This is a genomic window from Marinitoga aeolica (assembly GCF_029910535.1).
Taxonomy (GTDB): Bacteria; Thermotogota; Thermotogae; order Petrotogales; family Petrotogaceae; genus Marinitoga; species Marinitoga aeolica.
The window spans coordinates 196,976-211,571 of sequence record NZ_CP069362.1; the positions used below are offsets into that span (position 1 = coordinate 196,976).

Annotated in this window: 8 protein-coding genes and 1 CRISPR repeat array (1 of these 9 only partly in view); of the genes, 3 read left to right on the forward strand and 5 right to left on the reverse strand. The window is 23.7% G+C overall.

Annotation, left to right across the window (positions count from 1 at the left end; all coding sequences use genetic code 11):
• Nucleotides 1-38: 38 nt before the first annotated feature.
• Nucleotides 39-410 carry a hypothetical protein gene (locus JRV97_RS00985; protein ID WP_280999388.1) on the forward strand — a complete coding sequence of 124 codons (372 nt, stop codon included), beginning with the start codon at nucleotides 39-41 and terminating at the stop codon, nucleotides 408-410.
• A gap of 38 nt (nucleotides 411-448) precedes the next feature.
• On the opposite strand, the gene JRV97_RS00990 is transcribed toward JRV97_RS00985, so the two are convergent.
• The 5 genes from JRV97_RS00990 to JRV97_RS01010 all read right to left on the reverse strand — a co-directional run bounded on the left by JRV97_RS00990 (nucleotide 449) and on the right by JRV97_RS01010 (nucleotide 9,803).
• Nucleotides 449-1,903, reverse strand: a complete 1,455-nt coding sequence (locus tag JRV97_RS00990) for a DUF2828 family protein (protein ID WP_280999390.1) — start codon at nucleotides 1,901-1,903, stop codon at nucleotides 449-451.
• 532 nt (nucleotides 1,904-2,435) lie between these two features.
• Nucleotides 2,436-3,827: a sigma 54-interacting transcriptional regulator gene (locus JRV97_RS00995; RefSeq protein ID WP_280999392.1), complete on the reverse strand. Its 1,392-nt coding sequence runs from the start codon at nucleotides 3,825-3,827 to the stop codon at nucleotides 2,436-2,438.
• Between the two features lies 1 nt (nucleotide 3,828).
• A complete protein-coding gene (locus tag JRV97_RS01000; RefSeq protein WP_280999394.1) occupies nucleotides 3,829-4,614 on the reverse strand; it encodes a hypothetical protein in 786 nt (261 codons plus the stop codon).
• Nucleotides 4,607-8,677, reverse strand: a complete 4,071-nt coding sequence (locus tag JRV97_RS01005; RefSeq protein WP_280999396.1) for a hypothetical protein — start codon at nucleotides 8,675-8,677, stop codon at nucleotides 4,607-4,609. Before JRV97_RS01005 ends, JRV97_RS01000 begins: the two co-directional genes overlap by 8 nt.
• Nucleotides 8,678-8,690: 13 nt before the next feature.
• Nucleotides 8,691-9,803, reverse strand: coding sequence for a putative CRISPR-associated protein (locus JRV97_RS01010; RefSeq protein WP_280999398.1), 1,113 nt, complete (start codon nucleotides 9,801-9,803; stop codon nucleotides 8,691-8,693).
• A gap of 187 nt (nucleotides 9,804-9,990) precedes the next feature.
• Between JRV97_RS01010 and JRV97_RS01015 the strand changes: the two genes are divergently transcribed.
• Together JRV97_RS01015 and JRV97_RS01020 are read left to right on the forward strand one after the other, a co-directional pair.
• Nucleotides 9,991-12,531 carry a UvrD-helicase domain-containing protein gene (locus tag JRV97_RS01015; protein ID WP_280999400.1) on the forward strand — a complete coding sequence of 847 codons (2,541 nt, stop codon included), beginning with the start codon at nucleotides 9,991-9,993 and terminating at the stop codon, nucleotides 12,529-12,531.
• Nucleotides 12,528-13,340 (forward strand): coiled-coil domain-containing protein, encoded by an 813-nt coding sequence (locus tag JRV97_RS01020; protein ID WP_280999402.1) that lies wholly within the window; start codon nucleotides 12,528-12,530, stop codon nucleotides 13,338-13,340. The genes JRV97_RS01015 and JRV97_RS01020 overlap by 4 nt, the downstream gene beginning before the upstream one ends.
• 54 nt (nucleotides 13,341-13,394) lie before the next feature.
• A CRISPR array of direct repeats spans nucleotides 13,395-14,596; the repeat unit is 30 nt; unit sequence GTTTCCATACCTCATAGGTAGATTAAAAAC; it runs 1,088 nt beyond the window's last position.

Consider the following 14,596-nt stretch of genomic DNA (forward strand, 5'->3'; position numbering starts at 1 on the left):
AAAGTCAAAATTAGTAGACTAAACAGGGAGGGGAAAGCATGATGAAATCTTATGTGAAATTTTACGAAGAAACAAAAAAAGATTATCATGACATGTTAAATCACGCAAAAAGGCCACAAGATGTTGTAGACACATTTGCCAAATATACATTAAACTTCTTAAAAAAAGCTTTTCCAGACAAAATTACAGATGAACACTTAAATTATATTGTATTCGATGAAGAAACTGAAGAAGGTTATTACTTTGAAGATCCTTTAATGGAAATATTAAAAGAAGAATTTGAAACATCTGATCTACCTTCAATAATAAGGAAAAAAGCGAAAGAAGCGAAAGACAGATATCTACATATAGTAAATGATAATGATAGAACGGAAACTTTTCGATTATCTAATAGTTCAAAAAGTTATTAATTTAAGGCGGATTTCTCCGCCTTATTTTTTGATTGCTACTAGATATTTATTTTATTATATCTTTCAGAATTAATTACAATATCTACTAAATCATATGGTGTAAATTCTTTTCCTTCAATTATATAATCTAGTATTACTGGATTAAAACCAGAGAGAGTCATAACACCTTTTTCATCATCTTTTACAGGTACATCTCTTCCATATGAACTAACATTCCAAAAAACGATTCTTGGTACTTCATAACCATATCCTTTATACATTTGTTTTATTTTTTCATAATTAGTCATTTTATTATCTTCTACTGCAATATCAAATTGCATATCAGATATAATGTATATAGTTTTTGGCAGATCTTCATTTGTATAATTTCCTTTTTTGGCTACGTCTAATATTAATTTAAAAGTTTTTATTATATCCGTGTTCATTCCCCAATCAGCATTTTGTAAAGTCACAACATTTTCATATAATGTTTCTCCCTTTATTTCTTGCAATTCCGGATTTTGAGAGAACGTTAAAAATGTGTTTTTGAACTTTCCTTTGTTCCTCTGCGCAATATATATTGCTAAAGATATACTTACAAGTATAGGCATAGGGTATCCGCTATACATTGAACCAGATACATCTGCCATTACCAAAGCATCCTCTTTCACTTCATGTTTTGGTAGGTTTTTCCATAACAATTCTGCTGTCTCATCTGGTTTTTCCATAACCATTTCTACAACTTGGTGTGGATATAATGTACTAGCATTTATTTTCTTTTTTCCTTCTTTAACTTTTTCTAGATATTCTAAAAATCTTTTCTCATCATGTTTTAAAAATGATTTTCTATACCTTTTCATAGCTTGTGAGGGTACTATTTCATAATCTATGTTCTCCCAATTATTACTACTAACATCTCTTTCTACTATTCTCAAATGTTCTCTTAAACCTGAAAGTACTTTTCTGTATGTTTTAGAATCCATGTTAAAATATTTACTCGTTAGTTTTCCTAGTTTTCTTGATTCTGCAGAACTAGTGTTTTCAGACTTTAACCATTTAGCTAATAAACTTATTTCTTTTCCTTCCTTATAGTTTTTTATATCTTCTATCAATTGGTTATACATCATCTTAAACACTTGTGCTTCTATACTTGTTCCAACAAATGCGTATAAATCATCCCATCTTCCATATTCAGGTACATATTTTGCTATTTTGAGTGCAATATCTGGGTAAAATGTCCCTAGCCTATTTAAGATAGTTCTAAAAGTGTTTCTAACGCCTTGACCACCTCTGACATCCCTGGAGTAAAAAAGAATTCTTATGGCTTTTAATCTATCTTCATTAAAAGCATTAAAAAACATAGTCTCGAATCTTTTAAGATCATCCATCAAAGCGCCACAAAAGTAAAAAAAGTCCACAACATAGCTACCACTAGTCTTAAAAGAAAGAGCTCCATTTGCTGTAAAAGAAACGTTTGATTCCAATTTTAATGATTCAATAAATTCTCTACTCATATAATTACCTCCTCTGTGTAATTAAAATATGATAATAAAAATACCTGAAAAATGCTGATAGGAAAAATTTTTTTATAAAAAAATACAAACAGCCTTTTTTCACAGAGGAGTATAAACAAGACTCATTATTTTTTTAATAATCAAGATAAAATAAAAATATTGCTGATGAGTCTTTTAATTTGAAAATAATATATTTGAGTAGAGATTGCTGGACAATCTTTTTCAAGATTGATTTAAGTAAAAGAAGCTTTTCAAAAAACTTGAAGCCTAACAAGACTCATTTTATAATTTAAAAATAGTTGATAAAAATAAATATTGCTGATGAGTCTTAATAATATAAAAATATAGAAAAAATGAAGTTTGCTGTATAAATTTTCTCAAGATTGTTACATAAATAAAAAAGTCTTGCTGGGAAACCCAACAAGACTTTTTTAAGTCTTTCAAATATATTATATCATAAAAAATATTTTTTGTCAACAACATAATTTTACATAATAATTACAAAAATGAGGGAGATGTGTAAATTTTTATATTAATATGCTATATGTTTATCTAAAATAATATCTAAATTTTCTGCCGAAGCCATATTAACAGCGTTTTTCAGTATTCCTTCTAACTCTCTGAAGTTTCCTGGATAACTATAATTTTCTAGTTTTTCAATAGCATCTAAAGAGATTTTTTCTATTTGATATTTGTTTTTATCTTTATCAAAATGATTAATATATGGATTTAATAATATAAAGTTAATTAAAAATCTTAAATCTTCTTTTCTTTCTCTTAATGAAGGAATTTTTATTTTATATTTAAATCTATAATACAAATCTTCTCTAAATTTATTATTATTAATTTCTCTCCTTAAATCTCTATTAGTTGCAGCAATTATAAAAGCTGGAGCCAGTATAGGCGATCCATCTAATCCTTCCGGCCTTATTTTAAAGTCATCTAAATATAACAATAATTTAGTTTGTACATCAGTTGGTATTTCTGCTATTTCATCTAAAAATACACATTTACCAACATTAGTTAATATCTTACCTTTTCTATTTTTCGCATCAGTAAAAGCTCCTTCTCTTGTTCCAAATAATTCAGAATCGACAAGTTCTTTAGATATATTAGATAATGAAAATTTATATATTTGATTACTTATAACTGAAGAAATAATTTCTGCAATTAAAGTCTTTCCAGTACCTGTTTCGCCTTCAATTAACAATGAAGGTAAAAATATCTTTTCATTCAAAGCGGATAAATTCTTATCCAAAATCTCTAAATTTTTTTTATCCTCAATTACTTTATTAATGTTTTCTAATATTTCACTATATTTATTCATTGCTAATTTAAAATCCCTTATTATAACTCTTAATTTTTTAGAAAAATCTTTCATTGTTGGATCTAGAAATATTGATACATATTTATTTTTCTCATAAAATCCATATACATCTTCTGTATCTGGATAAAATTTCCAATCTCTTAACTTTTTATATGGTATGTCCATATATAATTTATTCCCTTTAGTTTTTAATCCATAATTAATGTTTCTGATGTATTCTTTTAATAATTTTTCAAATTTCCCGATTTCCTCAAACTCATACATTAATCGTTTTTTTCTAAATATACCTATGATTTCATATTCTAAAAATTTTTCAAAAATTTCTCCTTTTATTTTATCTTCAACAATTAAAACAATTTTCTTGTCTTTTATTTTTTTTAAAAGATTACCATTTTTGTTTTTTAATGCTGGATTTTTCCTTTTTCTTTCTCCTTTTTTTAATAACTCTTTTTCTTCTAAAATGCATAAGTCAGCAGAATCTATATCTTTACAAAATAATTCTGTTATACTTATTTTTTCTTCTTTCTCATTAAATTGTTTTTCTAAAGATTCAATAATATCATCAATATATTTTTCTTTTTTAGATATATAAATCAATTTAATCACCCCAGAAAAATTTTTTATATTCTTCTAATACCATTTCAACTAAATTACTTTCTATAAGTTTATCATCATCTTCCATAATTTTATTATATATTTTTTCAACATAATCATCATTATAATATTTCTTTTTTTCTTCAATCGCAACTAAAAAAGCTCCAACAAAAATATTTAAATCATCTAAGTTTTCTTCATTTTTTACATCTCCTTTTTTTAATTGATTGATATATTCAATATTGTTTTTTATAAACCTTCTAAATTCTCTATATTTTTTAAATTCTGGATTTTCATATCTGCCCTTTTCTTTCTTCATGGAAGACAAAGGCACAATATCTCCATTAGGTAATAACATAGAATAATCATAACCATAGTTTTTGTCAAATTCTACTATCCCACCTGTTCTTTTATCTGAAGCAATTGCATAAAATTTTTCTTTTGTTAACTTTTCAAACCATGGGAATAATTTCGTTATCTCTTTTAAATTATTATATAAATTTATACCATTAGTTAAATTCAATAATTCATAATAATAATAACCATTTTCATTTTTTACCTTAATTATTTGAAATCCAATTTTTCTTTTACTAATTTTCTCAGTTTCTGGATTGAGAGTTTTTTCTAGTTTTTTCAATTCTTTTTCTGAATAGTCTTCGCTATCTTCTTCTATATTTTCTAATTCATCTGTTTCTTCAGAATTATTCATATAAATTTCGTTACTATAATACGATCTTTTTTTCTTGGTTATTTTTATAGTTTTTTCCTCTTCTTTTTTTCCTTTACTCATTTATATCCCTCCAGAAAAATGCATATTCTATTCTCGGATGCGTTTCATTATATAAATTCCCATTTTCAACTTTCTTCAATACATCTAAACCTTTTTCAAATGACATGCATGTCAAAGGACCTCTTAAATCAATATCATTGAAATACTTATTAACAGATGTTATGTTCTTATTACTCTTCAAATATCGAGCAAATAAATATAATAATTCAAAATAGATAGATTTAGAATTCAATTTGCTAAAAATATATTCTTTAAAAATCTTATAAAATTCATCTTCAATATTTTTTAAAAATTCCATATAAGATTCACTATTAAATGCGCTATTAAAAATCCAACTACTTACTTTTTGCATATTAATCCCTTCACAACCCGAGTGGAATGTTTCCATTGATAATTGAGTTCCTCTTTCACCTAAAACATGTCCTGCAGAAATACCAACATATTCATTTATATCAAACTCTTTTAATTTTGAAACATCCCAACCTAAATATTTTCGACTTACATAATATTTATTATCTATTTCTTTTATTTTAGGAGATAATAATATAAATTTATCTGGAATTTCTTCCACAGAAGTAATAAATTTAATTTCATATCCTGTTTTTATATATCTATACATAAATCTATCTTTTCCAAAATTTTCACCTATTTTATTTCCATTATTTAATTGTAAATTCAAATCTATTTCAATCTCTTCAAAATCCTCAAAATCTCCTGCTAATAATACTCCTAAAAATTCTACTAATTTTCTTGTAAAATAACCAGCATCTGCTACTTTCAATTTTTTATCCATTAATGTTCTTCTTGCTCTTCTTGCAATACCTTTTTTTATATCAAAATAATCTTTTTCTCCTAATCCATGAACAAATCCTTTTCCAAAATTTTCTACACTTTTATTTAATTGATTAAATTGCGAATCTTTACCTCTACATTTCGATTCTCTTATATGTTTCATACTTTCAGCGTCATTAATTATTTCAAAAACACTTAAAGTTAAATTTTTTTCTGTTGCTTTTTTGATGTCTTTATCTATTATTTCTTCATTAATTAATTTCTTAATACCTTCAAAATCCCTATTTATAGCCAAATCTTTTATTTTTTCACTATACTCTTTTTTTATTTTTCCTTTATTGTCTCCTGATTCTAAATATTTTCCATATACCATATCCTGATCAATAGAATATATTAAATCTCCATCTCCAAGCTTAAATGAATTTCTAGAAGGCAACATTTTAATTAGTTCAGACTTAACATTATCATCTAACTCAATATTTGGAAAATATACAGCCATAGTATCTCCGTCAAAATCAGCATTAAATCCTTCACAAACATTAATTGGTAATCCAATTGTGTAATTATGCCAGAACCTTGGAATAAAAGATTGTATAGAATGTCTATGCAATGATGGTTGCCTATTTAATAGAACATACATTTCTTTATTTTCAATATACTTATTTAGAATTTTTGCAATTTCAATTCTTTTTTTCTTATCTCCCTTTAAAGCTTTACTTAAATCATATTTATTTATTTTTATATTTTTCAACCACTCTATACCAAATTCAATAGGTAATATCACTTTATCTATATCCATATTCAAATCATATTCTTCTATATAACTTAATGGTTGTGGTGTAATTACTGTTCTACTTGAAAAATGTAATCTTCTAGCTATAACTAAGTTTCTTAAATATCCATCTTTTTTGAATAAATAATCTTTTAATGCATTTTCTACTCTAGTATTATAATCACTTTCATAATATTTTAAAGATATTTCCTTCTTTGATTTAGCTAATTTCTCCGTATATTCTTTGAATTTCTCATAATCTCCATCAAATAGTTTTATATGATTCATTGCAAATTTAAGAAATGGGATTTCAAAGCCTGGATACATAAAGTCATATATGTATTTTTCTACATCTTCATCATTGAATATTTTATTTTTATCATCAATAAATGTAAATTTAGATTTCATATATTCTTTTGTTTCTAATTTTATATTGAAATATTCCAATATTTTCTTAAAATAATCTTCAGGATATCTCTTGTATTCTTTTTTAGTATATTTATCTAAATTTTTCTTTGCAAATAACTTTATTATATTTTTATTGTTATACGAATACATTGACCAAAATTCCATTTCACCAAATCTTTGGCCACCTTTTCGTGATTTTCCTTTTAATGGTTGCCAATTAATTTCACCTTCACGCGCAAAAGAAACAACATGTATTTTATCTCTTACACAATGATCTAATCTAACAAAATATTGAAATCCAGCAGTTAAATTCCATTGATTATTTTTATATATTACCTTAAATCGTCCATAATCATCAGAACCTATTTTCTTTAATTCATTTAATAATTTATCTTTATATTTAAATCCATTTTCAAAAGGCAACACTCCATTATCAAAATCTCTAAAATCTCCAAACTCTTTGGCAACAGAAAAATGAACTTCGTATAATTGACCTATATTCATTCTAGATACAACACCTAAAGGACTTAAAATAACTTCTACATTATGTTCTTTATTATTAATAATCACTTTTGGCATTTCGGCATCTGGAAGTATAAGCGATATTGTACCTTTATTTCCATGCCTTCCCATTATTTTATCCCCAACTTCTAGGTGTTTTTTCACTAAATACTTAACTCTTATTTCTATTATCTTTTTAGATCCATCATAAGTTTGATAGGGTAATTCTGGATCTATAGGTATTTCTTTTATTTGTGCATTATATTTCCCCATATATCTTATAGTTTTTTTTAATTTACCATTATCATATATTTCAATTAATTTATCATCATATGAAACCCAATCACCAACATGAACCTTCCATATTAATTCAATTTTTTCATCTTTACTTTTTTTATATAACCATTTATTGCCTGATTTTTTTGGATGTTTATCTTCTTTTACCTCAATGATGTATTTCTCTTCTTCTAAAACATGAGCTTCCATTTTTTCCGCAAAACTTTCAGAAACAACTATTCCATCTTCAAAATTAAATCCCTTAAAAAGACCATATACAACTAAACCATTTACTCCTATATAATCTTTTTCATTTCCAGTAAAAATTATTGGTTTTTCTGCCTTATCCAATTTTATAGCTTGTTTTAAATTTTTTGATCCCATTAATACTCTTGCACCATCTGAATGTAATATAAAAGGTATTTGACTTGTAGCAAATGACAACTTATTTTTACTCTTTTTAAAATTTAATTTTTCAAAATCATATGTTAAGTCATCAGAATATACTAAACTCAAAGTAAGTCCAATTTTTTCTGATTCTGGAGTCTCTAAAAAGTCTACTATTCCTTTATGACTTTCATGTGGTAATCTCATATACTCATTTACTTTTTCATTAGGATACACAACTTTTCTAGGATTAGTATAGTATTCTATATAATTTAAATCATCTGGCTCAAAAAAAACAGGTATTTTTTGAGCTATATATCCTTGCTTTTTCTTTTTTTTATTTGTTAAAAAATACAAATAATATTTTACTCCTATAGTTTTTGATAATTCATTTATATAATTCCCATATACAGCCTCATCATTTCCTTTTTTTTTCTTTTTTCTTTCAACAGAATTTACAATTCTTAAAAATGTAGATAAAATTGCAAGATAATATCCTTGAATAACAATTGTCTTTGAAATATCAAGATCTTTTTTTTCTTTTTTTTCTTTTTTTTCTTCATCATTTTTCTCTTCTAAAATAAATTTATCAAAAATAACAAATGGAGAATACAATTTTCTGTTTGCAGAATAAAAATATCCATCTTCATCCGGAACTAATATTAAAATATTTTCAAAAAAATATTTTATTTCATTTTTAAAATAATATTTTATATCGTACAAGTATCCCGTTAGTTTTTCTTCATCATTTATATTTGTATATACTTCTCGCTTATTTAAGAATTCAAATTTAGAATTTTTTATATTATTAATTAATTTTTCATTTATATCTTTCAAATCTTCATCTTCTAATTTTATTAGTATTTTTTCAAAAAAAGAATTTAATATTTTTTGAATATTTATATTCCCAAAAACAGTGAAATTCATACTTTTCCTCCTATTAAAATTTTTTATTCAAATATTCTTCTAATTTTAATTTAATAACTTCTAGTTCCTCATTATTTCTGGCTGTTGTCTCAGCTTCTAAATGAAGTATTCCTTGCCTAGTTTGTAAAATTATTATTATATTATTACCTCTAATTTTTACTTTAGCTTTTGTAGATTTTTCATGCAGTGAATATCTTGATACCCATATTTTTTCAATATATTCAAAATCTTCAAAAATTTTCCTTAAATTATATTTATTAATTAATTCCTTTGAATGCCCTTCGCTATTACTACTTAAAAAAAGTAAATCTTTATCTCTTTTTTTAGGTTTTATCTTATCTTGTAAATGATAAAATTCATTTTTAATACTTTCAATATATATTTGTCCCATCGGACTAATTGATATATATTTTTCATTATCAATTTTTGTTATATCAAAAAATATTCTAGCTTCTCTAGATAATGACTTATACATAGACTCAAAATCAATATATGGTTTAATATCATCTTGTAAATCTTCAAATAATTCTCTACACAAAAAATACAAACTCGAGTCCAAATTTAAAGGTAAAGGTTCTAATTCTATAACCTCTGGGAATCTCTCAAATCTGTAATATACTGGAACTTTTAATCCTTGACCTAAAGCCAATGCAAAAGCTATTTGGGCTTTATATCCCCCTGTTGCGTTTATAATTATGCTTCCATAGTGTTGTCGGATAATACCTGCCATATTTTTTATTAAATTCTTTAAGCCATATATTTTAAAATCATATGGTTTTGAATCATCTAATCTTTCGTTTACCTTAACTTCTACATGTTCAAATTTATATTCTGATTTTTCAAAATATTTTTTTAAGATTCTTCCTATTTTTTTCCCATCTAATGTATCAGAAATTAAAAAATAAAGGTATTTTCTTTCATTTATATATCCTTTTTTGATTATACTCACTATAGAATTTATCTCTGCACCAAATCCCCTATAACTTTCTGGATCCTCATTTAAATTTAACAAATAATCTGAAAGCTCATCAACTTTACCTTTTTCAAATAATTCTCTTAATTTATCATCTACTCTTAAATTGCCTAAAAGACTTGCCCCCACAGTACTAATTAATGTATTACTCATCAAAACACCCCCTTTTAAATTCTATAATATTATAACATATTTTCATTATTAAATATATTAATAAATAAAATTTTTACTCTTTGATTTTTTACATATAATAAATTGAAATTTTTATATCTCAATAATAATTATTTTTCTCTTATATATTTAATTAAAAAATATGTTATAATTGCACAGGGTGATTTATTTGAATAATTTAAATATAGATAAAATTTATATCCATAAAAATGCATTTAAAACAATAAAAAGAAATAAAAATCTTTTTATTGAGTTTAAAAATTTTATACAAAAAATAAATAATATAAGTCCAAAGCAAATAAAAATAATATCTAATAGTCATTATAGAGGAAGACTTAGCTATAAAAATAGAATTATCTTTGATTTTTTAGATAACTCTATCTTAGTGTACATGATTGGAAATCATGATATATATAATAAAATGGATTTTTCTTTAAAAAATTATCACAATAATATAAATTTAGATGGATTTCAAATAATAGAATTATCAAAAAATAACATTAATAAAATACCAAAAATCAAACACATTGAATTATATTTAAGAAATGATAGTATCCAAAACGAGATTATCCACAATACAACTTATATCGATAATTTTCATTATGGAATTAGTGGAATTGCAGGAAGCGGAAAAACAACTATTTTAAATAAATTATCATATATGTTCTTAAAAGAAAATAAAAATTTTATGTATTTAACTTATAATGCGAAATTAAAAGATTATTTTTTTAATTTGGTAAAAAAATACTATGAAGAAGAAAACGAAGATTTTTCTAAAGCTAGAAACAAATTAAATGTATATACCTTTAAAGAATTTATAAAAAATATAATTAAAAATTTTAACTTAAATATAAACCTATCTTATTATGTTTCTGATGATGATTGCAAAACTATAATAATGAACATTATAGAAAACTCAAAAAAAGATTTTAGTAGCCTTAGTTTTTATCCAAATGAAATAGCAAAATTAATAAACTCATTATTTATTGATATTGATTTTAATGATAATATCAATGATATTCAAATTAAAATTCAGAAAAAGTTAGAAAGAAAAAATAAAGGTATATCATACTCTGAAAAGGATATTAAATTATTAAGTTATATTATAAAAGAATATTATACTATATTAAAAAAAGAAAATAGAAAACCATTTTATTACTTATATAATGATATTGATATAAGCAAATTAAATTTCTCAGAAAAATATATATTTATAGATGAAATGCAAGATTTATCTATAATCGAATTCGAATTTATAAAAAAAATCTTTAAAGATAATAATTTAATATTCACATATGATATAAATCAAAACATTACATATAATGATGCTAAAGATAGAAACGTTTTAAATAGAGTTAAAGGTTTTAATGCTAATGATATTAAATATTTTAATCTAAAATACAATTATAGAAACTCCTATGTAATAAACAAATTTGCTAATTTATTTGCTGATAATATTGAATTTGTAAATGGTAATCACAACCATATTCCAGTAAAAATTTATATTGGTGATAAAAATAAACTTATAACGATTTTAGAAAAAAGTATCCAAGAAAAACAAATTTTTGTTGGTGCTATTACTCCATATGATTATAAAATTAAAAATAACAACTATATTGAATATTTCACCATAGATGAAGTAAAAGGCCTTGAATTTACTAACGTAGCAATCTTAGATTTTTATTATTCAACAAATAAAAAGAAAACTATTGATGATATTGACATAAAAAGATGGTATGTAGCCATTACTAGAGCAAAGGAAAATTTATTAATACATTTTAATAATATAAAAGAATTTGAAGATTTTAAAAGAACATTTAATATAGATGATTTAATAAAAGAAAATTTAATCGAAATTGGCAATGATAAAAATATTATAGATTTATTCATAAATGATTTAGTATATGAAGATACTCAAGAAATAGAAAATATTAAATTGCTAGAAGCAGAAAAATTGTTCAAAGAATATGAAAAATATAAAGATAATACTTCTTTAGAGAATGCATTAAACTTATTAATTGATATTAATTATATTTATTATTTAGAAGAGAAAATTAACTTATTAGATATACCAAATGATATTTTAGAAAATATCATTTATAATAGAATAATAAAGAATGATATTAGAACAGTACAAAATCTTATGCATATTATTCCATCAAATATAATTAAAAACGTATTTAAAAAAATTATAAGCAACTTATCACATATTGAAAAGTTTATAAATATATTTGCTGATAGCGAAAAAATAGATTATTTATTTAACATAATATTCGATGATAATATAAACACCAATAATTCAGATTATATATTTCTAAAAAAGCATTTTATAGATTTATGTACAAAATACTTCCAAAAAACAAATGATAATATCTTTTTAGAATATATAGCTAAAACGCATGAAAAATTTAAAGATTATGAAAATGCGATTGAATATTATTTCAAAATCAAAGATTATAAAAAGGTTAATAACCTATCAAAAAAAATAAAAACAGTAACACATACTCTTAGAGATATTATATTCAAGTCATACGTTAAAATTGAAAATAACAAAAAAATATTCGAAAAATATAATGAGTTATATAATGATAATAATATCTTAGAAAAAATCAAAGAGATTGATAATAACAAATATAAAGAAATTTATAATATTTTTTATTTAAACGAGTTAAATGAATTTCTAAATGACTTAAAAAGGAGGATAAAATGAATTTTGAACTAAATGAATTAATAACAGGGTTAAAAGAAAAAATTAATATAATAGATAATTATATTGAAAGTACTGAAAAAAGCTTTTCTAAAACAATAAAAAAATTGGATGAAAAAGAAAATGAAATTTTAAAAAATATTGATCAACTTCATATGATTCAAAAAGAAATTATAACAGAAAATTCTAAATTAAAAGAGGAAATTAATAATTCAAACAATGATATAATGTCTTTATCTGAAAAAATAGAATCATTAAATGAAAAAGCCAAAAAAATTTCAGAAGACTTTTATTCATTTAATAAAAAATATGATTTGGAATTATCAAAAATAAAATATATAAAAGAAAAAACCGAAAAATCATTATCGCAATTATTAAATGAACTAGAAAATAAAAAGAACGAAATAGGGAGTATTTTAGAAAATTTAAATGAAATAAAGAATAAATATGAATCAGAAATTGATATAAATAAAATTATAGGAGAAAAATTTAATGACTTTTTTGAAGATTTGTTTAATAAAATAGAGACAGATTTAAAAGATAAGATTGAAGAAACTTTAGATGAGACATATTCATTATATGAAGATTATAAAGATAAAATTGAAAGCATTGCAAGAAGAATAGATAGGGATATTAAAAAAGTAAATGATGAAATTACATATTTAAAACTAAGTGTTTCACGAATTGATGCTACATTAGATAATAAAATAGCTAAAGCATTAAATGATATAGAAAAAAATATTATAAATCATATTGATGAAAAATTTGAAACCGATAAAAAAAGTTTTATTGATAAAATGTTTAGAAAATAAAAGAGCAAAAATTAAATAATTTGAACAAAAAATCAAGGTCTTAAAGGCCTTGATTTTTTTATATCTCATAGGTAGATTAAAAACCACATTTGTTCCTAAGATTGATGAATGGATGAATGAGTTTCCATACCTCATAGGTAGATTAAAAACTTATTACCTAAACAAATACAGTGAGCAAGCCACTGGTAAGTTTCCATACCTCATAGGTAGATTAAAAACAACCAGAATATCATAAAGGAGAAATATCAGAAAGAAAAACAGTTTCCATACCTCATAGGTAGATTAAAAACCTGAGCTAGGTATCGACGTGTTCGTGTTACCTAAACAGTTTCCATACCTCATAGGTAGATTAAAAACTTTGTTCATTCCAAGAATACAAGAAATTCATGCAAATTACGTTTCCATACCTCATAGGTAGATTAAAAACCCTTAATTATGTCTTAATCAGAATGAAGGACGAAATAAAGTTTCCATACCTCATAGGTAGATTAAAAACTTTTTTAATGCAATTTTAAACAGAGACTTAGAATTAAAGTTTCCATACCTCATAGGTAGATTAAAAACATTAAAAAACGTATATATATATTAGACAAAAAATATTCAGTTTCCATACCTCATAGGTAGATTAAAAACTCTTATTTTTAAATTATACATATTGCTATCCCTATCGTTAGTTTCCATACCTCATAGGTAGATTAAAAACGATACAGCAAATGTAGTAAGTAATATACTTGGAATTCCGTTTCCATACCTCATAGGTAGATTAAAAACACATATAGCATATGCACATATTACAACCCATATACAAGTTTCCATACCTCATAGGTAGATTAAAAACTCTACCGAAACACCACAAGAGTTAGTAAATTCAATTGGGGTTTCCATACCTCATAGGTAGATTAAAAACGATGAGTTTTCAATTGTGGAATTAACAAAAGAAGGTGTCGTTTCCATACCTCATAGGTAGATTAAAAACGACATATTAGAATTAAACGAATTAAAAGATAAAACACAAGTTTCCATACCTCATAGGTAGATTAAAAACTTATGCTTAATTCAAATGACATTCTTGTTTTTGATGTAACGTTTCCATACCTCATAGGTAGATTAAAAACTTTAAGAGGATTCAAAGGTATTGTAACTTATTGGGCAGGTTTCCATACCTCATAGGTAGATTAAAAACTATATTAAAATTTGATAATTATTCCATTCTGTTAATTTAGTTTCCATACCTCATAGGTAGATTAAAAACGCAA